Source organism: Rhodanobacter koreensis (assembly GCF_054782855.1).
The window spans coordinates 1,150,286-1,173,741 of the sequence record NZ_BAAGRR010000002.1; the positions used below are offsets into that span (position 1 = coordinate 1,150,286).

At 63.8% G+C, this 23,456-nt stretch carries 19 protein-coding genes; 10 read left to right on the forward strand and 9 right to left on the reverse strand.

All coding sequences use genetic code 11. The features are described 5' to 3' along the window. Positions 1-21 precede the first annotated feature (21 nt). On the forward strand, positions 22-2,220 hold the full coding sequence (locus ACYVKM_RS11025) for a penicillin acylase family protein (protein ID WP_460877628.1): 2,199 nt from the start codon (positions 22-24) through the stop codon (positions 2,218-2,220). Positions 2,221-2,284: 64 nt separating this feature from the next. Here ACYVKM_RS11025 and ACYVKM_RS11030 read toward each other — a convergent pair whose 3' ends face one another. Beyond that, positions 2,285-3,148, reverse strand: a complete 864-nt coding sequence (locus tag ACYVKM_RS11030; protein WP_460877629.1) for a hypothetical protein — start codon at positions 3,146-3,148, stop codon at positions 2,285-2,287. Positions 3,149-3,172: 24 nt separating this feature from the next. On the opposite strand from ACYVKM_RS11030, the gene ACYVKM_RS11035 reads away from it, so the two are divergent. Then, on the forward strand, positions 3,173-3,487 hold the full coding sequence (locus ACYVKM_RS11035) for a hypothetical protein (RefSeq protein WP_460877630.1): 315 nt from the start codon (positions 3,173-3,175) through the stop codon (positions 3,485-3,487). A 215-nt stretch (positions 3,488-3,702) separates the two neighbouring features. Here the strand turns inward: ACYVKM_RS11035 and ACYVKM_RS11040 are convergent, their stop codons facing one another. Then, entirely contained in the window at positions 3,703-4,239 is a 537-nt protein-coding gene (locus ACYVKM_RS11040) for a YdeI/OmpD-associated family protein (RefSeq protein ID WP_460877631.1), read from the reverse strand. Positions 4,240-4,303: 64 nt separating this feature from the next. Beyond that, positions 4,304-5,104 carry a DoxX family protein gene (locus tag ACYVKM_RS11045; protein ID WP_460877632.1) on the reverse strand — a complete coding sequence of 267 codons (801 nt, stop codon included), beginning with the start codon at positions 5,102-5,104 and terminating at the stop codon, positions 4,304-4,306. Between the two features lie 303 nt (positions 5,105-5,407). Here ACYVKM_RS11045 and msrB point away from each other — a divergent pair, with 303 nt between their 5' ends. Beyond that, positions 5,408-5,866 carry a peptide-methionine (R)-S-oxide reductase MsrB gene (gene msrB / locus ACYVKM_RS11050; protein ID WP_460877633.1) on the forward strand — a complete coding sequence of 153 codons (459 nt, stop codon included), beginning with the start codon at positions 5,408-5,410 and terminating at the stop codon, positions 5,864-5,866. Next, complete coding sequence (gene msrA, locus ACYVKM_RS11055; RefSeq protein ID WP_460877634.1) at positions 5,863-6,369, forward strand: peptide-methionine (S)-S-oxide reductase MsrA; 507 nt, start codon at positions 5,863-5,865, stop codon at positions 6,367-6,369. Before msrB ends, msrA begins: the two co-directional genes overlap by 4 nt. A 180-nt stretch (positions 6,370-6,549) precedes the next feature. On the opposite strand, the gene ACYVKM_RS11060 is transcribed toward msrA, so the two are convergent. Continuing rightward, positions 6,550-6,705 carry a hypothetical protein gene (locus ACYVKM_RS11060; protein ID WP_460877635.1) on the reverse strand — a complete coding sequence of 52 codons (156 nt, stop codon included), beginning with the start codon at positions 6,703-6,705 and terminating at the stop codon, positions 6,550-6,552. Between the two features lie 317 nt (positions 6,706-7,022). On the opposite strand from ACYVKM_RS11060, the gene ACYVKM_RS11065 reads away from it, so the two are divergent. Beyond that, a complete protein-coding gene (locus ACYVKM_RS11065) occupies positions 7,023-9,095 on the forward strand; it encodes a M13 family metallopeptidase (protein WP_460877636.1) in 2,073 nt (690 codons plus the stop codon). Between the two features lie 74 nt (positions 9,096-9,169). Here ACYVKM_RS11065 and ACYVKM_RS11070 read toward each other — a convergent pair whose 3' ends face one another. Next, positions 9,170-10,867, reverse strand: a complete 1,698-nt coding sequence (locus ACYVKM_RS11070) for an FAD-dependent oxidoreductase (protein ID WP_460877637.1) — start codon at positions 10,865-10,867, stop codon at positions 9,170-9,172. A gap of 169 nt (positions 10,868-11,036) precedes the next feature. After that, positions 11,037-11,183 (reverse strand): hypothetical protein, encoded by a 147-nt coding sequence (locus ACYVKM_RS11075; protein ID WP_460877638.1) that lies wholly within the window; start codon positions 11,181-11,183, stop codon positions 11,037-11,039. 523 nt (positions 11,184-11,706) lie between these two features. Between ACYVKM_RS11075 and ACYVKM_RS11080 the strand changes: the two genes are divergently transcribed. Then, on the forward strand, positions 11,707-13,236 hold the full coding sequence (locus ACYVKM_RS11080; protein ID WP_460877639.1) for a DHA2 family efflux MFS transporter permease subunit: 1,530 nt from the start codon (positions 11,707-11,709) through the stop codon (positions 13,234-13,236). A 48-nt stretch (positions 13,237-13,284) separates the two neighbouring features. Here the strand turns inward: ACYVKM_RS11080 and ACYVKM_RS11085 are convergent, their stop codons facing one another. Then, entirely contained in the window at positions 13,285-14,247 is a 963-nt protein-coding gene (locus ACYVKM_RS11085; protein WP_460877640.1) for a hypothetical protein, read from the reverse strand. 335 nt (positions 14,248-14,582) lie between these two features. Between ACYVKM_RS11085 and ACYVKM_RS11090 the strand changes: the two genes are divergently transcribed. From ACYVKM_RS11090 to ACYVKM_RS11105, 4 genes are all read left to right on the forward strand, one after another. Next, complete coding sequence (locus ACYVKM_RS11090; RefSeq protein WP_460877641.1) at positions 14,583-15,509, forward strand: aminotransferase class IV; 927 nt, start codon at positions 14,583-14,585, stop codon at positions 15,507-15,509. Next, positions 15,506-16,270, forward strand: coding sequence for a sulfotransferase-like domain-containing protein (locus ACYVKM_RS11095; RefSeq protein WP_460877642.1), 765 nt, complete (start codon positions 15,506-15,508; stop codon positions 16,268-16,270). Before ACYVKM_RS11090 ends, ACYVKM_RS11095 begins: the two co-directional genes overlap by 4 nt. A 205-nt stretch (positions 16,271-16,475) precedes the next feature. Further along, positions 16,476-17,969 (forward strand): amidohydrolase family protein, encoded by a 1,494-nt coding sequence (locus ACYVKM_RS11100; RefSeq protein ID WP_460877643.1) that lies wholly within the window; start codon positions 16,476-16,478, stop codon positions 17,967-17,969. Between the two features lie 223 nt (positions 17,970-18,192). Further along, positions 18,193-19,089 (forward strand): helix-turn-helix transcriptional regulator, encoded by an 897-nt coding sequence (locus ACYVKM_RS11105; protein WP_460877644.1) that lies wholly within the window; start codon positions 18,193-18,195, stop codon positions 19,087-19,089. 107 nt (positions 19,090-19,196) lie between these two features. Here the strand turns inward: ACYVKM_RS11105 and ACYVKM_RS11110 are convergent, their stop codons facing one another. Both ACYVKM_RS11110 and ACYVKM_RS11115 read right to left on the reverse strand, forming a co-directional pair. Continuing rightward, positions 19,197-21,065 carry a glycoside hydrolase family 2 protein gene (locus tag ACYVKM_RS11110; RefSeq protein WP_460877645.1) on the reverse strand — a complete coding sequence of 623 codons (1,869 nt, stop codon included), beginning with the start codon at positions 21,063-21,065 and terminating at the stop codon, positions 19,197-19,199. A 10-nt stretch (positions 21,066-21,075) separates the two neighbouring features. Next, entirely contained in the window at positions 21,076-23,433 is a 2,358-nt protein-coding gene (locus tag ACYVKM_RS11115; RefSeq protein ID WP_460877646.1) for a GH92 family glycosyl hydrolase, read from the reverse strand. Positions 23,434-23,456: the final 23 nt, after the last annotated feature.

Below are 23,456 nucleotides of genomic sequence, written 5' to 3' on the forward strand. Positions count from 1 at the left end.
TCTCCAGGAACCTGACAGCCGATGCCCACACGCACGACGAAGTACCTGCTCTCGCTCACGGTTACCGCACTGCTCGCGCTCTCAACCGCTGCGACCGTCCAGGCGAACACCTCCGGTGAAGCCCAGTGGCAGCGTGAAGCACAGGCGGTCACGATCACCCGTGACGACTGGGGTATCGCGCACGTGCACGGCAGGACCGATGCCGATGCAGTATTCGGCATGGCCTATGCCCAAGCCGAGGACGATTTCAACCGCGTCGAGACCAACTACCTCAACGCCATGGGTCGCCTCGCCGAGACCGAGGGCCAGTCCGCCATCTGGCAGGACCTGCGGATGAAGCTGTTCATCGATCCGGCCCGGCTGAAGTCGCTCTACGCGAAGAGTCCCGGCTGGCTGCAGTCACTGATGAACAGCTGGGCCGACGGGCTCAACTACTATCTCGCCACCCATCCTGACGTGCATCCGCGCGTCATCAAGCACTTTGAACCGTGGATGGCGCTCAGTTTCAGCGAGGGCAGCATCGGCGGCGATATCGAGCGCGTTTCACTCAACCAGCTGGAGGCCTTCTACGGCCACAATCCCGCAGCGCTCGCCCGCGCGGATTCGCCGTCGAGCTGGCAGGAACCGACCGGATCGAACGGCATTGCGATCGCACCGAAGCTCACCGCCGACGGGCATGCATTGCTGCTGATCAACCCGCACACTTCGTTCTTCTTCCGTTCCGAACTGCAGATGACCAGCGACGCCGGGCTCGATGTCTATGGCGCGGTCACCTGGGGACAGTTCTTCGTCTATCAGGGCTTCAACCACCATATCGGCTGGATGCACACATCCACCGGCGCCGATGTGGTCGACGAATTCGCCGAGACGATCGTGCACAGGGACGGCAAGCTGTTCTACCGCTACGGCAAGGAACTGCGGCCGGTCACCACGCGCGAGATCAGCGTGCCCTATCGCGCGAAGGATGGCTCGATGGCCGAGCGCAGCTTCACCGTATACGCCACGCATCACGGCCCGATCGTGCGCGAGGCAAACGGCAAGTGGATCGCCATCGCGCTGATGAACAAGCCACTCGAAGCCCTCGAACAAAGCTGGCTGCGCACCAAGGCCACGGACTACGCCAGCTACATGAAAGTGGCCGAACTGAAGGCCAACTCGTCCAACAACACCATCTTCGCCGACGACAGGGGCGAAATCGCCTATATGCATCCGCAGTTCATCCCGAAACGGGACGACCGCTTCGACTACACCAAGCCGGTCGACGGCAGCGACCCGGCCACCGACTGGCAGGGCCTGCTTCCGCTCGATGCCGCGCCGCACCTGCTCAACCCGCCGAATGGCTGGATCTTCAACACCAATGACTGGCCCTACTCCGCCGCCGGCCCGTACAGCCCCAAGCGCGCCGACTATCCGCGCTACATGGACACCTTTGGCGAGAATCCGCGCGGCATCCACGCCACGCGCCTGCTGACCGGCCAGCAGGGTTTCACCATGGCATCGCTGATCACCGCCGCCTTCGATTCCTACCTGCCCGCCTTCGCGCGCCAGATCCCGCTGCTCGTGGCCGACTACGATGCGCTGCCGGCCAACGATCCGCTCAAGCACAAGCTGGCCGGCCAGATCGCGCTGCTGCGCCACTGGGACTTTCGCTGGGGCATCGCGTCGATGCCGACCTCGCTGGCCGTGTTCTGGGGCGATACCTTGTGGGACGAAGTCGACAAGGCCGATACCGCCGAGGGCCTGTCGATCTATGACGTCATGGCCGAGAAAGCTGGCGCGAAGGCGCGCCTGAATGCGCTGGTCGAGGCGTCTGACCGGCTGCAGAAGGACTTCGGCAGCTGGGGCGTGCCATGGGGCGAGATCAACCGCTTCCAGCGCATCAACGGTGACATCGTGCAGCCGTTTGACGATACGAAGCCCAGCATCCCGGTGCCATTCACTTCCTCACGCTGGGGCTCGCTCGCCTCGTTCGGCGCGCACCGCTGGCCCGGCACCAAACGCTACTACGGCACCAGCGGCAACAGCTTTGTCGCGGTGGTCGAGTTCGGTGACAAGGTTCGCGCCCGGGCCATCACGGCCGGCGGCGAAAGCGGCCATCCGGATTCACCGCATTTCAATGACGAGGCCGAACGCTATACCACCGGCAATCTGCGCACGGTCTACTTCTGGCCTGAACAGCTGAAGGGGCATACCGAACGGGTCTATCACCCGGGAGAGTGAGGCCGGCCCGATCGGGAATTCGGATCAGGGCTTTATTGCAAGGCTTGCGCAGCTGCCGGAGAGTTCAGCGGCGCGAGCGGAATATCGCTGCCCGACATGCATCCGGTGGTTCGACGGCCTGCAACCACGACTCCGCGGCAACGATCGACATACATGGACCAAACGCACAGACACGGATTTCGCGGCTGGTCGCCTCCCGACGCAGTGAATCCAGTACAGCGCGCAGGATCGTGCCGGTGAAAGGCGTATACAGATAAAACACCGTCCCGTTGGAAAGGTCCGCCTCACGCGCGTCCTGCCGGACAAATGTCACCCGGGCCAGGTTCAGCGCGCGGGCACTGCGCCGCGCACAATCGACGTAAGCTGACTCCAGCTCGATCCCGACGCAGCCTGCTTCTGTACAGATGGCAGCCAGCAACGGAACGTGGCCCAGTCCCGAGCCCAGATCGACCAGCACATCCCGCCCGGTAAGTCCGACGCGCTCGATCAGGTCAAAGGCGACGCGCGCCGGCGTAGGCTGATAGAACACCATCTCCGGCACCACCTCGACAGCCATGTCGTCGGGTTGATCGAACTGCAGGATCCCGCTGACCAGTTCGTCGAGATGGTCGTAACGATCGCCACCTTCCCGATCTGCGTCGTACTCATCGTGGCCGGATACATGTGACCATGCGCGCAACCGATCCTGTCCGGCACCCCGTTGAATCTCGCTGCGGATGCACAGGTACAGCTCGCGGTTCACCGCATCCAGCCGCGCCTGAATCGTCCGAGCCCGACGATAGAGTTCCGCTTCGCCCTCACTCCCGGCGATCCGATCCTGCGGAAAATGTGCGTCAAGACGGTCAAGTGCCTCGATGCGCTGGCGCAGCCGATCCGGTTTGTCCAGCAAGCAGTCCTGCTCCAGCTCCGTTAGCAGGTTGGATCGCATACTCAGCATTCGCATCGAACATTGATGGCCGTGTTTCGACAAAGCCTGCCGGAATCACTGCCGCAGGATTTCAGTGCGGCCGCGCGTGAAAATTCATCAGCGGAAAATGAGGATTCCGAATTAGTGGCCTCTCGCGATGCAGCAGCCACGATCCGACGATCAGATGAAGGAAAAAATGCAGTGCAGCGTGACATAGACGATCACTTCGGCAAGAACAAATACACAAAAGCCGACACAGAACTTCACGACCGGCCCTTCATTCCAGAATCGATGCAACATCTTTTGCACGGCTGCCGCGTCGCCTTCAGCTTCGGTCGTGCCCATGCGGATATCCTTTGACGATGGTTGCTTGCTCGGCCCCGGGAACCCCGTGATCACTCCCGCTGCGGGCATCATCACCGCTCAAGGATCGGGAGGCAATTGATCCCGCCTTATGCCTCTCCTATCTGCGCCGAGTCGGAAGACGTCATTCGTGCAACGACCGTGCAGCAAGCCGCTCATTACGCGCTGACGCCCTGGCCAGCTATCCCTTTTGATTCGTTCCATCAACCACGTCATTCGTTCCAGGAGCGGGCCATGAAACGTCCCCGCCCACCGGACAGCACATGCATCACCAACTGAAGATTGCGAGCCCGCGCCTGCGCTGACTTGAGTCGCGCGAAATAACGCAGGATCTCTTTCTGCAGGCTGGGGATCAGCGCGTCCCACGCCTTGCTCGCGTCGGGATTCCGCTCCAGCGCTTCACCAAACCACAACGGCATCGGATGCACGGGGCCACTCCGGTAGGCGTCGTCAAAGTCCACTTCAAGGCTGACAACATCACCTACAGCGGTTCCGGATGCCTTGCGCATATCGCCATGCAGATACAGATAGAACGTGCCGTCGCCGACCGGCATCATGTTGGTGTGCCATGGCATGCCGGGCGTGCCATTCACTCTTACCCGCACCGGCAACGGTCTGCGCCAGCCATGCCTCAGCCTTGCAACCTGCTCCGCACTGACCAGCACATAAGGATTGATATTGTTGATTTCGATTCTCGACCGAAAACGCAACGTACTCACATGACCTCCAGGCATGACGCGGCCGTCCATGGGCCGCATGGATGCTGTCCGAACGTTCACCCGAGCCAATGCCCCATCCTGCTGGTTATTGAGCTCAAGAGTTGTTCGATCCAGCTCCGGAAGAAGTTCCAACACTCAGCCAGGCCACTTCGCGATACGAATCGGCGACTACCCAGGCGCCACAGGCGATCGCCGTGGACATCAGGAGCGGCGTCCAGGATTCGTTGCCGGGCGCAGCGATGAGGCCGGGTAGCCAGACCAGGATGGTGATCACGCTCAGCATGGCCGCTTCCAGCGTCGCTGCCAGGCGCGGGCAGATCGCGAAGAGCACCCCGATGCCGGCGGCGATGCTGCCAGCCCCGGTCAGATAGGCCCAGCCGTAATGCCAGGGCAACCACGCCGGGATGAACTGGGCGGTCTCCTTGGCGTAGACAAAATGAGATAACCCGATCGTCGGCAGCGAAAGCACAAACAGCAGCCTCGCCCAGCGCACGCCGCTGGTGCCGACAAGGAATTCCAGATGACTCCTTGCCCATGCACCGGCATGCAAGACAAACAGAATCCACCCGCCGGCGAGGATCACGGTGATCTCGCCGAGGCCCAGCCAGGTGGCTTCCATCTGCGGCACGAACAGGACCGCCGGCAGTTTCAGCAACACGGCCCAGAGCAGCAGAAAGACAAACAGGACACCGGACGAAAAGGCGACCGTGCGCCTCACGAGCAGACCAAGACCAGCCGCCAGCTCGATCGCCGCAAACGCATAAACGAAAAACTGCCGCCCCGGCAAATGCTCGATGGGAATGCGCTGCCATACCGAGGCGAAGTCACCGTAGTGGAAGCCGCGAATACCCAGGCCGATCATCACGATCGCCAGCAGTACCTGGCCCAAACCCATGCCGGCAGTATTCCTGCTGGCAGCGCCGATGGACAGGTTGTTCCGGAAAAACGCAGACCTTCCGGAACGCACGTCACCCGGCAAACTTGATTTGTCCATACATCGTTCCCCCTATCAGAGCGATTGGAGCGTGCAGATTACGAAGAATCAGGGGCAAGAAACGTGATCCGGGATCAAAATGTTTCTGGCGTCCTTGTTGCGACAGGCTGTTCTGTCCCTTGGGCTGCCACATGCGGCCCCCATGTATGGCTGGACAGCAGTATCACCGGAAGCATTCTCCCGATCATTCCATGGAGGCAGCCCATGTCGAACTACCGCAAGACCCCGGAAGCGCTTTCGCGGCTCACTCCCGAGCAATACCGCGTCACCCAGGAAGCCGCCACCGAACGCCCCTTCGACAACCTGTACAACGCGCACAAGGAACCCGGCCTCTACGTGGACGTGGTTTCAGGCGAGCCGTTGTTCACCTCGCTGGACAAGTTCGACAGCCACTGCGGCTGGCCCAGCTTCACGCGACCGGTGCAAGCCGAACACGTCGTCGAACACCACGACAACAGCCACGGCATGAGCCGCACCGAGGTGCGCTCGCGCCACGGCGACAGCCATCTCGGCCATGTCTTCCCCGATGGCCCACGTGAAGCTGGCGGTCTGCGTTACTGCATCAACTCCGCCTCGCTGCGCTTCGTTCCGCTCGACCGGCTCGAAAGCGAAGGCTACGGCGACTATCGCAAGCTGTTCGACAACCGGGAACCCACCGCATGAGCACATCCAGCGAACGTGCCATCCTCGCCGGCGGCTGCTTCTGGGGCATGCAGGATCTGCTGCGCCGCCAGCCGGGCGTGCTTTCCACGCGCGTGGGCTATGCCGGCGGCGACGTGAAAAATGCCACCTACCGCAACCACGGCACGCATGCCGAAGCCATCGATATCGTGTTCGACCCGCAGGTCATCAGCTACCGCACCCTGCTGGAATTCTTCTTCCAGATCCACGACCCCAGCACGCCCAATCGCCAGGGCAACGACCGCGGCAGCAGCTATCGCTCGGCCATCTTCTACACCAGCGAGGAACAGAAGCGGGTGGCGGAAGACACCATCGCCGACGTGGATGCCTCGGGCCTGTGGCCGGGCAAGGTGGTGACCGAGCTGTCACCCGCCGGCGATTTCTGGGAGGCAGAACCCGAGCACCAGGACTATCTGGAACACTACCCCAGCGGCTATACCTGCCACTTCATCCGGCCCGAATGGAAGCTGTCACGGCGTGCGTAATGCGTAATGCGTGGAAGGCTGGCTCACGGTTGCCGCCAGGGCACCCCGAAAAACTCCCTCATGTCGTCATTACGACGAGGGGCGGAAGGGTTCCGAAACAACGGAGCTGGTCATCGCTTCGCTGTCGTACGGCTCCTCCTGTCTCCGCCGGAACGACGACAAGAAACGGCTGGTCAGGACTCAACCTGCCGCATTCGTAACCGCCTGCACGTGAGCTTGGCCAGCGGCGACCTTCGCCACGGTGACGTGCGTGGTGAGCATGGCGCCCATGGCCAGCACGCAAACCAGCAGGCAGGCACTGAACAGGGTCTGCAGCATCAGGGTCTCGAATTTCATGGTGGTTCTCCTTGGCTGGGATAGGAAGCTTTCGAGACTTAGGTGGCAAATGCCGTGCCAACCAGGCGCAACCCCGCGAAGCCGCATTCCCAAGCCATTTCCTCCACCGCCTCCGGAAACCGCCGACTGTCCGCGGACGATGTCCGTGCTGTCCGGACACCGCCGACAATCGGCGGACAAGGTTTCCGCCCGAAGACTCATCGACTGATCACCGGGCTGTGGCTTCGCCGGTTTGCCGGGAGCAATAACTTCCAGCACTGGTGCGCCGGTCCGGACGTGCAAATATCGAGGGACTTCACTTCCGGGCTGGATAGATCATGGGCAGCAGGATTCTTGCGATGGTTTGCCTTGGTGCACTGATGGCGAGCACGGCATATGCCGCCGACCCGATCAGAACCAAACCGCAGTACGGCAGCTGGGGTTTCGACCAGGCCGGTGCCGACATGTCGACAAAACCCGGGACGAACTTTTTCCGCTACGCCAACGGCACCTGGCTCGATCGCACGCCGATCCCCGCCGACAAACCCGCCGTCAGTCTGCGGCTGGCCATGACCGATCTGACCGAGCAGCGCCTGCACGACATCATGGAGTCGGCCGCGCACTCCGGGCAATCGCCAATCACACTGGATGGCAAGGTGGGTGCGTTCTACCAGTCGTTCATGGACGAGGCGCGTGTCGACGCGCTAGGTGTCAAGGCCATCGCACCTCAACTCGACGCGGTGCGCCATGCCACCACGCGTGACGCGCAGGCCGCACTGATGGGCCGTACCAATGTCGACTTCGATGGCGCGCTGTTCAATCTCTTCATCGACGTGGACCTCAAGGACACGAAGCATTACGCGGTGTATGTCAGCCAGGCTGGCCTCGGCCTGCCCGACCGCGACTACTACCTCAAGCCCGAGTTCGCGAAACAGAAAGCCGCCTACCAGGCTTATGTCACTCAATTGCTTGCCCTGACCGGCTGGCCTCACCCCGACGCCGCTGCCAGGGATGTCCTGGCCTTCGAAACGGCCATTGCCCAGGCCAGCTGGAGCAAGGTCGAGCAACGCGATCCGGTAGCCACCTACAACCCGATGAGCCTGGCGGATCTGCAGCAGATGGCCCCGGGCTTTGCCTGGTCCGACTATCTGAAGGCGGCACAGCTGGGCAACCTGAAGCACATCGTGGTGGCAGAAAAAACCGCATTCCCCAAGCTGGCCGCACTGTATGCGCACACGCCGCTGGCGACGATCCAGGCATGGCAGGCAGCGCGCATTGCCGACAATGCCGCGTTCTACCTGTCGCAGCCGTTCCAGAATGCCTACTTCGAGATGCACAACAGGACGCTCTCCGGCCAGCAGCAGATGGCGGCGCGCTGGAAGCGCGGCGTACAGGTGGTGTCGGGTGGCGATTGCGGCATGGGCGAGCGACTGGACTGTTTCGGCAATCTGAGCTGGGCGGTCGGCCAGTTGTACACGAGCAAGTACTTTCCGCCGGCATCCAAGGTGCAGATCGAGCAGCTGGTGGCCAACCTCAAGACGGCTTACCACGCGCGCATCGAGAAGCTCGACTGGATGGGCCCGCAGACCCGACAGGAGGCGCTGCGCAAGCTGGATACCTACACCATCAAGGTGGGCTATCCCGACCATCCGCGCGATTACTCGCAGGTTGTGGTGCGCAGCAATGACCTGATCGGCAACGTGCTACGCGCGGCGACGGCGGACTGGGCGTTCTACGTCGGCCGCATGAATGGACCGGTCGATCGCAGCGACTGGTCGATGACGCCGCAGACCAATGACGCCTACAACGGTTCGCTGCGCGACATCGTGTTTCCGGCAGCCATCCTGCAGCCACCGATCTTCGATCCGCATGCCGATCCCGCCATCAACTACGGTGCGATCGGCGCCGTCATCGGGCATGAACTTACCCATGGCTTTGACGACGAGGGCCGCAAGATCGACGCCAGTGGCGCACTGCGCGACTGGTGGACGGCAGACGACGCCAGGGCCTTCGAGCAGCGCGCGAAGAAGCTCGGCGCGCAGTATTCGGCGTTCGAGCCGTTGCCCGGCGTGCACATCAACGGCGACCTGACCATGGGCGAGAACATCGCCGACCTCGGCGGGTTGACGCTGGCGCTGGATGCCTACCACGCCTCCCTGCACGGCCAGCCGGCGCCCGTGATCGACGGCTTCAGCGGCGACCAGCGCGTATTCCTCGGCTGGGCCCAGGCCTGGCGCGGCAAGCTGACGGACGATGCGATCCGGCGCCAGGTCACCAGCGATCCACACTCGCCGCGCGCGTTTCGCGTCAACGGTCCGGTGCGCAACATCGACGCCTGGTACAGCACCTTCGACATCAAGCCTGGCGACAAGCTGTATCTCGCCCCGGCGGATCGGGTACGGATCTGGTGACAATGCACGGAACGGGGGACAGGATGCGGTTCCGGAAGAAACCGCCTCCGTCCCAGCTTTTTTGACATCGTTTCTCAGGCGCTGCGCTGCCGGTCCAGCGCAAGGACCTGATGCAGCGCGGCAACCACCTGGGCGCCTTCGCCCACGGCCGCGGCCACGCGCTTGGTGGAGCCAGCGCGCACGTCGCCGATCGCGAACACGCCGGGCACGCTGGTTTCCAGCGGCATAGGTTCGCGCCCGACCAGCGACCACGACGGGCCATGGCCAGGCTGGCCGGTGCAGATGAAGCCGTGTGCATCGACTTCGATATCGCAGCCCTGCAGCCATTGTGCGTTCGGTTCGGCACCGACGAAGAGGAACAGATGACGCAGCGGTCCGCTCCATTGCGAACCGTTGTCGCGATGGCGGAACGTGGCGCCGGCCAGGCCGCTGGTGGCGTCCCCGCGCAACGCCGTCACCTCGGTGCGCGTGTGCAGCGTGACGTTGGGCAAGGCGGCGATCCGCTCGATCAGGTAACGCGACATCGATGCTTCCAGCCCCTCGCCGCGCACCACGAGATGCAGATGCTTCACCCGGGGAGAGAGGTACGCCACCGCCTGTCCCGCCGAATTGCCGGCACCGATCAGCGCGATCTCCTCGCCTTCGCAAAGCTTCGCCTCCACCGGCGATGCCCAGTAGGACACCCCGGCACCCTCGAACATGGCGAGATTCTCGATATCGACTCCGCGGTAGCGCGCACCCGAAGCCACCACCACGCTGCGCGCACGCATGCCCTGGCCATTGTCCAACCGCAACGTGAAAAGCTCATCGGGCCGGCGCTGGCTACCGCCGCACTCCAGAGCCTTCACGCTGACCGGAATGGCAATCTCCGCACCGAACTTCTGCGCCTGGGTGAACGCACGCGCAGCCAGCGCATGGCCGGAGATGCCGGTGGGGAAGCCCAGGTAATTCTCGATGCGCGCCGATGCACCGGCCTGTCCGCCAAACGCGCGGGCATCGAGCACCAGCACCGACAATCCTTCCGACGCCGCATACACCGCGGTAGCCAGCCCGGCCGGGCCGGCTCCCACCACGGCCACGTCGAACACGCGTTCCGGATCCAGCTCCGGCGTGATGCCGACACAGGCCGCCACTTCGATGTCCGATGGATGCCTGAGCAGGTTGCCGTTGGGACACAACACGATCGGAAGGTCCTCGGCCCGCAGGCCGAAACGCTCGACCAGGGCGTGGCCTTCGCCATCGTCGGTCACATCCATGACCGAATACGGGTAGCCGTTGCGCGAGAGGAAACCCTCCAGCCGTACCAGCGCCGGTTCACCCGGTCGCCCGGCGAGGATCGAACCGGCGCCTTCGGCGATCAACGCCGTGCGGCGCAGGATAAAGGCGCGCATCACGATCTCGCCCAGCTCGGCCGAACCGATGATCAATGCGCGCAGATGGGCGCCATCGAACGACAACACCTCGCAGCCGTTGACGCCTGCGCGCCCCTCGGCCAATGCCGAGCGTCCGGCGAGCTGGCTGATTTCACCGGTGATCCCGCCAGCCGGGAGTATCGCGATCAACTCCTCCCCGCCGGCCGCGTGACGTCGTCGGACCAGCACGTCGCCGGAGATCACGATGAACACCGGTGCCTGACGTTCACCGACGGTATAAAGCACCTCGTTCGGCTCGAAACGTTTCGCTCCCGACGCTGCAAAGCGTCGCGCCACGTCGATCTGAGCGGCATTGAGCACCGGGAACAACTGCTCACGTCGTGTGTGGGCCAGGCTCATGCGCTTGCTCGCGGGGGGACGACGTTGCAGTCTTGCGCCACGCCCATCGCCTGGCAAGCCGTACCGGGCCACCCGATTTCCCGAACAGCTTCAGGGAAAGTCCGGGTCAAAGCGCACGTTCCGAATGATGCAACTTCAGGAAGGCGCACCTTGATTCCAGCTTCGGTTGTCAATCCGCCATGGCCGCCACGGGCGCCTGGTCGGCGGCGACCTTCGCCACGGTGACGTGCGTGGTGAGCATGGCGCCCATGGCCAGCACGCAAACCAGCAGGCAGGCACTGAACAGGGTTTGCAGCATCAGGGTCTCGAATTTCATGGTGGTTCTCCTTGACTGGGATAGGAAGCTTTCGAGACTTAGGTGGCAAATGCCGTGCCAACCAGGCGCAACCCCGGAAAGCCGCATTCCCAAGCCATTTCCTCCACTACCTCCGGAAACCGCCGACTGTCCGCGGACGATGAGGAGGCTGTCCGGACAGGGCCGGCGGACAGCGGACACGATGCCCGCTGCATGGCCCATCACCGCAGTGAGCCGCTCTGCTGCAGGCATCGAGCCATCGGGTTGATGGGGCAAGCGGCCCTCTGGCCAGTACCAGCAAGCCTGTCTGGCTGCCTCCGACCCATGGCCTGCCACGCATCCATGCCCTGCATGCCGGCAACATCTCATATCCATGCAAAAGCAATTATTGCATTGACAACCATATACACGACATATAATATTTCGCCGCCTTGGATGCTGTGTGGCCGTCGCTCCCTGGAATCGAAAACGCCCAGACAGCCTTCCCTGCGGGCACCAGGAACTGCCCTCTGGTCGGCGCCTCTCCAGCACCAAGGTCATCGCGATGAGCACCGAATTCCGTCCACCCAGCCTGGGCTTGTCCACCATCGGACTGTCGCTGGCGATCTTCATGCAGGTGCTGGATTCGACCATCGCCAATGTGTCGTTGCCGACCATCGCCGGCAACCTTGGCGTGAGCAACGACCAGAGCACCTGGATCATCACGTCGTTTGCCGTGAGCATGGCGATCTCGCTGCCGCTCACCGGCTTCCTCACTCGCCGCCTCGGTGAGGTGAAGCTGTTCATCGGCTGCACGTTGCTGTTCGTGCTGTCCTCGTTCATGTGCGGCGTCTCGCAGAGCATGGGCATGCTGATCCTGTTCCGCGCGGTGCAGGGCGCGGTCGCCGGCCCGATGTACCCGGTCACCCAGAGCCTGATGATCGGCATCTACCCGACCCACAAGCGCGGCATGGCGCTGGCGCTGCTGTCGATGGTGGCGGTGGTCGCGCCGATCGCCGGGCCGATCCTCGGCGGCTGGATCACCGACAACTATTCCTGGCCGTGGATCTTCTTCATCAACGTGCCGATCGGCATCTTCGCCAGCGTGGTGGTGACCCGGCAGATGAAGGGTCGCGTCGAGAAGATCGTCCGCTCGAAAATGGATTACGTGGGCCTGACCACCCTGGTCATCGGCGTGGGCGCACTGCAGATCATGCTCGACAAGGGCAACGACGAGGACTGGTTCAACTCCACCTTCATCGTGGTCACCTGCATCATCGCGGCGATCAGCCTGGCCGTGTTCCTGATCTGGGAGCTGACCGACAAGGACCCGATCATCGACCTGCGCCTGTTCCGCCACCACAACTTCAAGTTCGGCACGTTGGCGCTGGTGCTTTCCTTCGCCGCCTACTTCGCGATCAACCTGCTGCTGCCGCAGTGGCTGCAGCGCAACCTGGGCTATACCGCCACGTGGGCCGGCTTCGCGGCATCGCCGCTGGGCATCGCGCCCTTGCTGCTGACCTTCATCGTCGGCCGCTACGCCATGCGCTTCAACCTGCGCCTGCTGGCTTCGGTGGCCTTCGTGATCATGGGCGTCACCTGTTTCCTGCGCTCCGACTTCTATCTCGACATCGACTTCTACCACGTCGCCATGATGCAGCTGATGATGGGCCTCGGCGTCGCGCTGTTCTTCATGCCGGTCACCGTCATGCTGCTGTCGGACCTGGAGCAGAACGAGATCGCCGCCGGCTCCGGCCTGGCCACCTTCCTGCGCACGCTGGCAGGCAGCTTCGCCGCCTCGCTCACCACCTTCCTGTGGGATCGCCGCGCGACCGTGCATCACGCGCAGCTCGCCGAAAACATCAACGTCTACAACCCGATCGCACGGAACGCGATCACCCAACTGGGCAGCGGCGATCCGCAGACCGGCGCCAGCCTGATCAACAACATGATCACCCAGCAGTCCCTTCAGATAGGCTTCAACGAACTGTTCCACGCGCTGGGCTGGATCTTCATCCTGCTGATCCCGGTGATCTGGCTGACCCAACCGCCGTTCACCGCCAAGTCCAGCGCGGCGGCAGCGGGCGGGCACTGAGCACCTCCGGTGCCACGCAAGAACGAATACGAAACTCCCGTCATGCGTTCAATCGGAGATGGCCAATACACACTCGTCCGCACCACAACTGCGGCAACAGACGGCGAATATCGACAGGCTGTTCGACGCGGCGGCCCGACCAAGCAGCCCATCCAGATAGCCACTGAAAAACTGGCAGCGGGAATGCCCGCCATCCACGCACAGCGGGCTGTTGCGAATATGCAGCTGCTCGCCCTGGTGCTCGACTTCGACAAGCGCACGCAGCGCGGGCACGCCAATGCGTTCGATCGCTTCGCCAAGGGGAAGTCCGGCATCAAGCGCGAAGTCACGTTCGAACACCCAGGCGCCCGTGCGTTGTCCCGCCAGGAAAAGTGACGATTCGCGCGCTGCCTCGGGGACGGAATCTTCCAGAGCCAACAGCCGCGGGAGAATGTGCGGATAGTCGTTTGCAAGCTTCGGCAACACCTTGTCGACGGCCTCCACGTCAGGCCCCAGCGGCATCAGCTCGACAAAGGGTGCGGCTTCCACCGGCGCAGGTGCAGGCGGCAGTACACGCGGCACCATGAAGATGAACTCCGGTTCCGGTTCCTGCTCCTGCTGCGGTTCCGGCTCGGCTGAAACCGCCAGGGCGGCGACAGGCTTGGTTGTTTCGCCTTCATCGGCCACGGCCACAGGGGCCGTTACCCGCTCGGTCTTGATGGCCGGCGCCGACACGGCAACCACAGCCTGCCGAACCACCGGACGCGACGCGGCGAAATGTGGCTTCGGGGCACCCTCTTCGAACTTCGCCGTCTTGAAACTGATGATGCGCTCATTGGCATCCAGCGATGCCTCCAGCGCCCGCCTCTTCAGCCAGGGTCCGCGTACGACCATCGTCATCAACACGCCATGGTGGTCCTGCACCAGACGCTGCCGCTGCAAGGTGAATCCGCTCGACATGACGAGTCGGCCGACCTCGATCAAGAGACCCTCCCGTGTTTCCGAAAGGGTCTGGATTTCCAGCTCGATCATTAGGCCCCCCTGTAGTCGATGCTGGTGAACTGAATTGTGGGCACACCTTATCGCTTTTCCCGCGAACAGAAAATGCGATGTCGCCCGAAGCGACCATTCGATCGCAGGTGCCCTTACCGTTGCCGTCGTCTCCCGACTCTGGCTGAAATGCACTGAAGATCATTCGGAGCAGAAGATCAGGACACTCCCGTCACCGCCGGCATCCATGATGGCGCATCACTCTGCCCGCCTCGCACTTGACCAGGCCTGGATGCTTCGCCACTGCCCGCATGCCGGGCACGACGGAGTCCGGGAAGAAAAGGTACCCTTGGGCCTGTCTTGAAGGGCCACCATCCATGAGCAAAGGCACGCACGACTATCAGAGTGATCCGCGCAACGAAACGATCAGGATCAGCGTCAACGGCGAACTGCTGCCGCGCCACGAGGCGCGCGTGTCGGTGTTCGACAGCGGCTTCGTGCTGGGCGACGGCATATGGGAGGGCCTGCGTCTGCACGACGGCGGCCTGCCATTCCTGGACCAGCACCTGGATCGTCTGTACGAAGGCGCCCGCGCTATAGATCTCGACATCGGCCTCGACCGCGAACAGCTGACCCGCCGAATCGTCGACACGCTGCGCGCCAACGGCATGCGGTCGGACGTGCACATCCGGCTGATGGTGACGCGCGGCGTCAAGGCGACGCCACACCAGGACCCACGCTTCGTGATCGGCGCCGCGACCATCGTCATCATCCCGGAATACAAGCAGCCGTTGCCGGCCACGATCGAGCAAGGCATCCGCCTGTTCACCGTGCACGTGCGGCGCGGCGCCCCGGACGTGCAGGATCCGAAGCTCAACAGCCACTCCAAGCTCAACTGCATCCTCGCCTGCATCCAGGCGCAGAAGGCCGGCTACGACGAAGCGCTCATGCTCGACCCGCATGGCTTCGTGGCGACCTGCAACTCCACGCATTTCTTCATTGTGCGGCGTGGCGAGGTGTGGACGTCGACGGGCAATTACTGCCTGGGCGGCATCACCCGCGCCAACGTGATCCGGCTGTGCCGCGCACACGGCATCCCGGTGTTCGAGAAGGATTTCAGCCTTGTCGATGTCTACGGCGCGGAGGAGGCTTTCGTCACCGGCACCTTCGCCGGCGTGGTGCCGGCCTGCGAGATCGATGGACGCACGATGGGCGACGGCAAACGCGGGCCGATGGTCGAGCGGCTGCAACGGCTCTACATGGAACTGGTGAAGACGGAAAGCCGGTCGGAACCCCGCATATGAACCCGCATCGCGATGGCCTGCGCATCGCGATGTGGTCGGGGCCACGCAATATCTCCACCGCCATGATGCGCGCCTGGGAAAACCGCGATGACACCATCGTCATCGACGAGCCGTTCTACGCGCACTATCTGCTCGCAACCGGCGTCCAGCATCCGGGACGCGACGAGGTGATCGCCGCGCAGAGCACGGACGCGTCGAAAGTCGCCGCAATGCTGACCGGCCCGATCCCGGATGGCATGCCCCTCTGGTACCAGAAGCACATGACCCAGCACATGCTTCCGGACATGCCGCTGGACTGGCTCGACGATGTCTGCAACTGCTTCCTGATCCGCGAACCGGAGGCGGTGGTTGCGTCCTTCACCATCCAGCGCCCCGACGCTGCCGCGTGGGAACTCGGCTTCGCGCAGCAGGCGCGATTGTTCGATCATGTGTGCGACCGGCTCGGCGCCGCGCCACCGGTGATCGACGCCACCGACGTGCTGAAGAATCCCGCAGGCATCTTGAATGCGCTATGCATGCGCCTGCGCATCCCCTTCAGCGCACGCATGCTGCAATGGCCGCGCGGCCCGCGCACCAGCGACGGTGTGTGGGCGCCACACTGGTACGCCGCCGTCGAGCGCTCCACCGGTTTCGCGCCCTGGCGCGAGCACGAGATCAAGCTGACCGCTTTCCAGCACGGCCTGGTCGAACAATGCCGACCGCATTACGACAAGCTTTCGCCGTACCGGCTGGCGGCCGTGCAGGCACCTGCGCCACGCTGACCGCGCGCCCTTCCCGGAATTTCCGCTACGCCCTCCATCACGATGGAGGAGAACCCGGACCAGAACGCCGTTCGGAGAACGCCGCCCCTGCCCCTCTGTTTTGCTTTGACCCCGGACACTGATCCAGCCTGTGGCCATCATGCGATAGTTGTGCGGCCGATGGGCAGGTATTGCGCCTGCCCCACACTGTCCGGGGAATCCGACCATGCCCGTCGAAAGCCGCCTTGCATCTGCCCTGCCACCAGGAAATTTCCGCCCGCTGCCCTTGTTGGCCGTATTGTTGGCGGGGTCGTGTCTTGCTTCTTCCGCGTGGGCGCAAACACCCCGCTTGTCGCCGCTGACGCTGTCGTTCGTGAGCCACGCGCAGCCGCTGCTGGCGATCAAGCATGTGCGGGTGATCGACGGCACCGGCGCGCCGGCGAAGGAAAACCGGACGGTGCTATTGCGCGATGGCCTGATCGCCGCCGTCGGCAAGCACGTGAAGGTGCCGAAGGATGCAACCGTGATCGACGGCAGCGGACAGACGCTGATTCCGGGTCTGGTCGGCATGCATGACCACATGTTCTACCCTGCGCCCAAGGTCAACCCGATGGCGAAAGAGGCGATCTACCCCGAACAGGCATCGAGCTTTCCCAAGCTGTACCTGGCCGGTGGTGTCACCACCATCCGCACCACCGGCAGCACCGAGCCGTACACCGACCTGGAGCTGAAGAAGGCGATCGACGCCGGCAAGATACCGGGACCGAAGATGCACACCACCGGACCGTATCTCGAAGGCAAGGGCAGCTTCACGCCGCAGATGCACGAGCTGGTGGACGCGGCCGACGCCACCGATACCGTCAACTACTGGATCAGCGAAGGCGCGACCTCGTTCAAGGCGTACATGCACATCACACGCGCCGAGTTGTCGGCGGCGATCGCCGCGGCGCACGCGAAGCACATCAAGGTCACCGGGCACCTGTGCACGATCGGCTTCACCGAAGCAGCTGATCTCGGCATCGACGACCTGGAGCATGGACTGCCGGTGGACACCGAGTTCACCGCAGGCAAGCAGCCTGACGTCTGCCCCGACACCAAGGCTGCCGTGGCCAACCTGGCGACTATGAGCGTCGACGATCCGCGCATCCAGCAGCTGATCAAGTACCTGGTGTCGAAGCATGTCGCCGTCACCTCGACCCTGCCGGTCTTCGAAACCTTCGTGCCCGGTCGCGCGCCGGTGGACCAGCGCGTACTGGACGCGATGCTGCCGGAAACGCGGGTGGAGTACCTGGCCAGCCGCGAGCGCATCGCCAAGAATCCCGACACGCCGTGGACGAAGGTGTTCAAGCTGGAGGAGGATTTCGAGCATGCCTTCGTGCAGCAGGGTGGCACCCTGCTGGCCGGGCTGGATCCCACCGGCTACGGCGGCGTGATCGCCGGCTATGGCGACCAGCGCGAAGTGGAGCTGCTGGTGGAAGCCGGCTTCACCCCGCTGCAGGCGATCCAGATCGCCACTCTCAACGGCGCACGCTTCATGGGCGAGGACAGATCCATCGGCTCCATCGAGGTGGGCAAGGCCGCCGACCTGGTCCTGATCAAGGGCAACCCGGCGACCCACATCAAGGACATCGAAAACGTCGCGCTGGTGTTCAAGGACGGCGTGGGTTACGACCCGGCCACGCTGGTCAAGGCGGCGAACGGAACGGTGGGCGTGCGTTGAGCGGCGGATGATGGCGCTGGAGGCGGGATTGCCGGTGGCGACGACGCGCCGGAAAACCGAAATGCGCGGGCGCCTCGTCCGGGGCGAAGCTGCGGACAGGCACGCCGAGCCCCGCGCCGATCGCTTCGGCGATGGCACGAAACGGAAACGGCACATGTAATACGCTCCTGGATCAACGAAACAGCCATGACGTCATACCGGTATGGGCACTAACAGGCAAAACATGGCGACTGCGCAGGACGGAAATCAGCTTGGGCACTACCTGAAGGATCGCCGCACCAGACTCGACCCGGCGCGCCTGGGCTATCCCATGATCCGACGTCGCACGCCCGGCTTGAGGCGCGAAGAGGTGGCGCAACGCGCCAACGTCAGCATCACCTGGTATACGTGGCTCGAGCAGGGGCGTGGCGGTGTACCGTCGGCCGATGTACTCGACCGGCTCGCCAGTGCGCTCGCCCTCACGGACGTCGAGCGTGAGCATCTCTTCCTGCTTGCCCAGAACAGGCCGCCCGAGGTCCAGCATCGGCAGACCGAGGGTGTCTCGTCGCAACTGCAACGGATCCTGGACACGCTGGAGTTCAGCCCGGCCTACGTGAAAACGCCGGACTGGGATGTCATTGCCTGGAACCGCGCCGCCGAAGTGGTATTGCCCGATCTTCTGGCGCTACCCGAAGGGCGGCGCAACCTGCTTCGCCTGATCTTCTGCCAGCCGCATGCGCGGGAGAAGATGCTCGACTGGGAAAATGTGGCGCGCTTCGTCGTCGCCACGTTTCGCGCCGAAACCGCCAAGATCGGTGTTGGCACCTACACCAGGGCATTGATCGACGAGTTGAGCCAGGTCAGTCCGGCATTCAAGGCCATGTGGCTTGAGCATGACGTCAGCACACACGGCGAAGGCACCAAACACCTCCAGCATTCAATACTGGGACGGATCACGCTGGAATATTCGGCGTTCGCGGTCGACGGCAAACCGCATCTCGGCATGGTGATCTACAACCCGGTAACGGCAAAAGACAAAGCGGGCGTGCGAGCGCTGATCGAAAATGCAACGGAAATCGGTTCGCCTGCTGCGTCGAGAAGCCGCGCAAAACGAGCGCAACGGGATCAGGTTCGCTTTTGACTTGATCGAACTTGCAGCATGACGGTGGCGATCCGGCCGCCACGCTCGCGCGGGCGGCACCCATTACGTCGTCGAACTTCGCGCCCCGCTTGATCGGGCAACGGTCTTCAGGGCTGCCCTCCTGCGTGGATCGTCGCCTCATTGATCGTGCGCACCCTGCCCTCGTCCACCTTTTCGATCTTGCGGTCATAGGTGTACAGCCCGTTGTGCTCGCCCTCAACATCCGTGATCTGGGTGTAGACGCTGCCGGACACACCGATCGCCGGGCCCTTGTCACGCAGCACGGCGGTATTGGCAACATAGCCGGCGGTCAGCGCGGCGCGATCCCTTACATCGCCGTAGGGATTGATCGGCGTGCCGGGCCAGACGTGCCCGGGAATGCCCAGAGTCAGGCCACCGTGCTCGCCGTCGATGGCGGCGCGGTCGGCATCGGGGCTGGGCAGGCCGGGTCCCTGGTAGTCATGAATGTCGATGACGTCGCCGGCGTGCGGATCGCCCCTCGTGTCGCAGCAGTTGGCGCCGCTGCGTGCATCGACCAGGCGCGAAGGGTCGAGTTGCCTGATCTGCGCCGCCAGTTCGGCGGCGGCCGGAATGCTCCACTGGCCCCAGCCTTCGTTGAACGGGATCCAGCCGATGATCGAGGTGTCGCCCTTGAGCTGCTCGACGATGGCCGAGACGTCGGCGCGGAAGCCGGCCTTGTCGGCATCGCTGAGCTTGTCGTTGCGCCCGTTCGGCAGCGCCGGCATGTCCTGCCACACCATCAGGCCGATGCGGTCGGCCCAGTAGTACCAGCGCGCCGGCTCCACCTTGATGTGCTTGCGGATGGTGTTGAAGCCCAGATCCTTGGTCTTCTGTATGTCGAACTTGAGCGCCGCGTCGGTGGGCGCGGTGTAGATGCCGTCCGGCCAGTAGCCCTGGTCCAGCGTGGCCAGCAGGAAGGTCGGCTTGCCATTCAGCACGATGCGGTTGAGTCCGCCCACCTTCGCGATGCCGATGGTGCGCAGGCCGGCATAGCTGGTCACGTCGTCGCGCTGGTCGCCCTGCGCAAGGGTGGCCTTGAAGGTGTACAGGAACGGATCCTGCGGGCTCCACAGGCGCGGATGCGCGATGGCCAGGTGCAGTGGATTGCTGGCAGGTCCGCTGGCTTCGCCCACCGGCTTGCCGTCTGCATAGGCGGTGACATGCAGCGTGGCGTCTGCATGGCTGCCCTGCAGCCTTGACGTCACGTCGAAGGCGTCCAGGCTGGATGCCGGGGTGAAGTCCAGTTGTGCCAGGCTGGCGGCCGGCACCGGCTCAAGCCACACCGATTGCCAGATGCCCGAGGCCGCAGTGTAGAAGATGCCTTCGGGTTTCAGCCGCTGCTTGCCGACCATCACGTTGGCGCCGTCCACGGGCGCATGCACGGCGACGACGATCTCCTGCGGGCCGTGCGCGTGGAGCGCCTGCGTGATGTCCGCGCCGAAAGACGTATAGCCGCCCGCATGGCGCGCCACCTGCGTACCGTTGACGTACACCGTGGCGTCCTGGGCCACCGCGCCGAAGTTCAGCCGCACGCGCTGGCCATGCGCGGTGAAAGAAGCTGGAACGTCCACCAGCCGGCGGTAGACCATGAAGTCCGAATGCTTTTGCACGCCCGAGAGTACCGATTCAATTGGATACGGCACCAGCACACGGTCCTTCAGTGTCTGGCCGAACGGTGGCGCGCCCTGTACGTCGGTGGCCGCGTACTGCCATAGCCCGTTCAGGCTCATCCATCGGGGATGCTCCAGCGACGGACGCGCGAGTTGCGGTCGCGGATACTCGGGCAACGCGTTGTGGGGAGACACTTCGGCCGTCCATGGCGTGGCCAGGGGCGCCACCTTGCCGTTCCAGACAGCCGACTGATCCGCCGCCGCCATCGCCATCGGGGCAAGGCCCGCGACCGCGGCCATGCCGATCCAGGCCCTGGCGCCCCATACGTTGATGTAGTTCGTCATCCACTATTCCTCAATGGGTCTTGCCCGAGGCCGACATGGAAGGCGGCGCATCGTGCGGGTCAGTGCCCCAGCTCTTGCTTGGCTCGGGGCCCATCGTGAGCACCAGCGTGGCGCCGTTGGTGATGTCGGCGTGGCTGAACCAGGGTTTGGTCCACGGCTTGCCGTTGAGCGTGGCGGACTGGATGTACATGTTCCGCGCCGAGTTGTTGCGCGCGACGATCTCGAAGATCTTGCCGTTGCCCAGATGCAGGCGTACCCGGTCGAAGATCGGGCTGCCGATGATGTAGTCAGGTGTGGAAGGGTCGACCGGGTAGAAGCCCATCGCACTGAGTACGTACCAGGACGAGGTGGAGCCCTGGTCGTCCATGCCGGGATATCCATAGCCGGTGGCGTCGCTGCCATACAGGTCGGCGAGGATGCGGCGGACCAGCGCCTGCGTCTTCCAGGGCTGGCCGCTCCAGGCATAGAGGTAGGCCGCCTGCTGGTCCGGCTGGTTGCCTTGGACGTATTGCCCGACCATGCCGGTGCAGTCGCGGCAAATGCCCTTGGGCGCGTAAGGCGTGGAAAAGAACGTGTCGAGCTTGGCGTTGAACGCGTCGCGCCCGCCGAGCAGGTCGATCAGGCCCTGCACGTCTTGCGGCACCAGCCACAGCGTGGACCAGCCCGAGGCCTCCTTCATCATGAAGTTGTAGTACGGCTCGGCCGGATCGAACGGCGAAATCCACTTGCCGTCCGCGGTGCGGCCGCGCATGAAGCCGATCGACGGATCGAACACGTTGCGGTAGTTCGCGGCGCGACGCCGGAACATCGCCGCGTCGTCCTGCTTGCCGAGCCGATGGGCGAGATCGGCGAGCGCATGATCGTCCCAGGCATATTCCATCGTCGTCGCCACACCGGCCTTGCCTCCGGCATACGGCGGACTTGGATTGCCCGGCGGAACGATGTCGGAGATCCAACCGTTCTTGACGTATTCGGCCAGGTAGCCGCGTGGCCCCTTCGGATCGGTCGCATTCTTTCGCAGCACCTCGTAAGCGCTGGCATAGTCGAACGGGATACCGCGCTGCATGGCGCCGTCGTAGAGGAACACCGCGTGATCACCGTGGAACGAGGTGTTCATGTAGCCACGCTCGTGTGCCCGTTCCAGCTCGGACCGCATGATGTCCTGCACGACCTTCGGCTCGAGCAGCATGAGCAACGCGATCTGATTGCGGCCGGTATCCCAGTACGGCACGGGGCTGTAGAGATCGTACGCGGCGACCTGAAGCTGGCCTTTGGCGTCGGTGTAGTGCTCGCCCTTGCGCGCGACAACGCGCGGGCTGGCAAAGGAGTGATAAAGCGTCGAGTAGAACATCGCGCGCTGTTTAGGCGTGCCGCCGGAGACTTCGACACGATCGAACAGTTGCGCCCATGCCGCGCGCGCCTTGGCGTGCACCCTATCGAAGTCGCTATCTGCCGCGTGCAGCCGCTGCGCGGCCTCGTCGGCACTGTGGCCGTGGGCGATCCTCACCAGCACCTGATCGCCGTCCTTCGTGTCGAAGGTCACGTAGGCACCCGCGTAGCTGCCGGATACCGTGCGCTGGCCGGCCTGCACGTCTTCGTTGCCGAGGCCCTCGCCCTTGTCGTTGACGTCGGCGTGGAAGGTGCCGAAGGCAGCGAACGGACGGGAAAACTCCGCCACGAACCAGGGGCCATCCGCGTCATGGTTCCCCCGCCCTCCCGTATCGACGCCGCGGATCGTGCGGTCGCCTACGACTTCCACGTCGCCGCCCGAGCGACGAAGGTTAACCACCACATTCGAGCGATGGCTCGCCGGAAAGGTGAAGAGCATCAGGCTGGTCCACTGCGTCACCGTCAGTTCGGCGCGGGTGTGGAACGTGGCAAGGTCGACGGCGTAGTAACCCGGTGACGCCTTCTCGGTCGACTTGTCGTAATACGACGAGGCGTAGTCCGGCGGCACGGTCCAGTCACCCACCACGGGCATGATCATCGGCGCAGCGCGCGCGCCGTAGGTCGAGCCACCGCCGGTGAAACCGATCATGGCCGGACGCCCATAGGCATAGGACACCGGGACGCCCGTGGCAAAGCTGAGATCGGCATTGATGTTGACCGGCGCCGCATCCGTCGAGCTTTGCGGCAGGCTCGCGCCCGGCGATGTCATGCCTGAATACAGCGGCTCGCCGGGTGGCGGCGCATTGCCGATCAACTCTTGCTGGTCCAGCGGCGCGGTGCCGACCAGGGGATTGGCTTCATCGAGGGCCGAGGTGGCGGAGGATGCCGGTCTGTTGTCTTTGGCATGGCCCGCGACGAGCGTTCCAAGCGCGAAGATCGACAACGCGATGACGAGAGCACGGCGGGGAAGGCGTGCCATGGAGGAATTCATGATGTCTTCCT

Excerpts from the sequence above, each read along its gene's own strand:
- ACYVKM_RS11025 (WP_460877628.1), top strand. The coding sequence starts at position 22 with ATGCCCACACGCACGACGAAGTACCTGCTCTCGCTCACGGTTACCGCA.
- ACYVKM_RS11030 (WP_460877629.1), bottom strand. The coding sequence starts at position 3,148 with ATGCGATCCAACCTGCTAACGGAGCTGGAGCAGGACTGCTTGCTGGAC.
- ACYVKM_RS11035 (WP_460877630.1), top strand. The coding sequence starts at position 3,173 with ATGGCCGTGTTTCGACAAAGCCTGCCGGAATCACTGCCGCAGGATTTC.
- ACYVKM_RS11040 (WP_460877631.1), bottom strand. The coding sequence starts at position 4,239 with ATGGACGGCCGCGTCATGCCTGGAGGTCATGTGAGTACGTTGCGTTTT.
- ACYVKM_RS11045 (WP_460877632.1), bottom strand. The coding sequence starts at position 5,104 with ATGGGTTTGGGCCAGGTACTGCTGGCGATCGTGATGATCGGCCTGGGT.
- msrB (WP_460877633.1), top strand. The coding sequence starts at position 5,408 with ATGTCGAACTACCGCAAGACCCCGGAAGCGCTTTCGCGGCTCACTCCC.
- msrA (WP_460877634.1), top strand. The coding sequence starts at position 5,863 with ATGAGCACATCCAGCGAACGTGCCATCCTCGCCGGCGGCTGCTTCTGG.
- ACYVKM_RS11060 (WP_460877635.1), bottom strand. The coding sequence starts at position 6,705 with ATGAAATTCGAGACCCTGATGCTGCAGACCCTGTTCAGTGCCTGCCTG.
- ACYVKM_RS11065 (WP_460877636.1), top strand. The coding sequence starts at position 7,023 with ATGGGCAGCAGGATTCTTGCGATGGTTTGCCTTGGTGCACTGATGGCG.
- ACYVKM_RS11070 (WP_460877637.1), bottom strand. The coding sequence starts at position 10,867 with ATGAGCCTGGCCCACACACGACGTGAGCAGTTGTTCCCGGTGCTCAAT.
- ACYVKM_RS11075 (WP_460877638.1), bottom strand. The coding sequence starts at position 11,183 with ATGAAATTCGAGACCCTGATGCTGCAAACCCTGTTCAGTGCCTGCCTG.
- ACYVKM_RS11080 (WP_460877639.1), top strand. The coding sequence starts at position 11,707 with ATGAGCACCGAATTCCGTCCACCCAGCCTGGGCTTGTCCACCATCGGA.
- ACYVKM_RS11085 (WP_460877640.1), bottom strand. The coding sequence starts at position 14,247 with ATGATCGAGCTGGAAATCCAGACCCTTTCGGAAACACGGGAGGGTCTC.
- ACYVKM_RS11090 (WP_460877641.1), top strand. The coding sequence starts at position 14,583 with ATGAGCAAAGGCACGCACGACTATCAGAGTGATCCGCGCAACGAAACG.
- ACYVKM_RS11095 (WP_460877642.1), top strand. The coding sequence starts at position 15,506 with ATGAACCCGCATCGCGATGGCCTGCGCATCGCGATGTGGTCGGGGCCA.
- ACYVKM_RS11100 (WP_460877643.1), top strand. The coding sequence starts at position 16,476 with ATGCCCGTCGAAAGCCGCCTTGCATCTGCCCTGCCACCAGGAAATTTC.
- ACYVKM_RS11105 (WP_460877644.1), top strand. The coding sequence starts at position 18,193 with ATGGCGACTGCGCAGGACGGAAATCAGCTTGGGCACTACCTGAAGGAT.
- ACYVKM_RS11110 (WP_460877645.1), bottom strand. The coding sequence starts at position 21,065 with ATGACGAACTACATCAACGTATGGGGCGCCAGGGCCTGGATCGGCATG.
- ACYVKM_RS11115 (WP_460877646.1), bottom strand. The coding sequence starts at position 23,433 with ATGGCACGCCTTCCCCGCCGTGCTCTCGTCATCGCGTTGTCGATCTTC.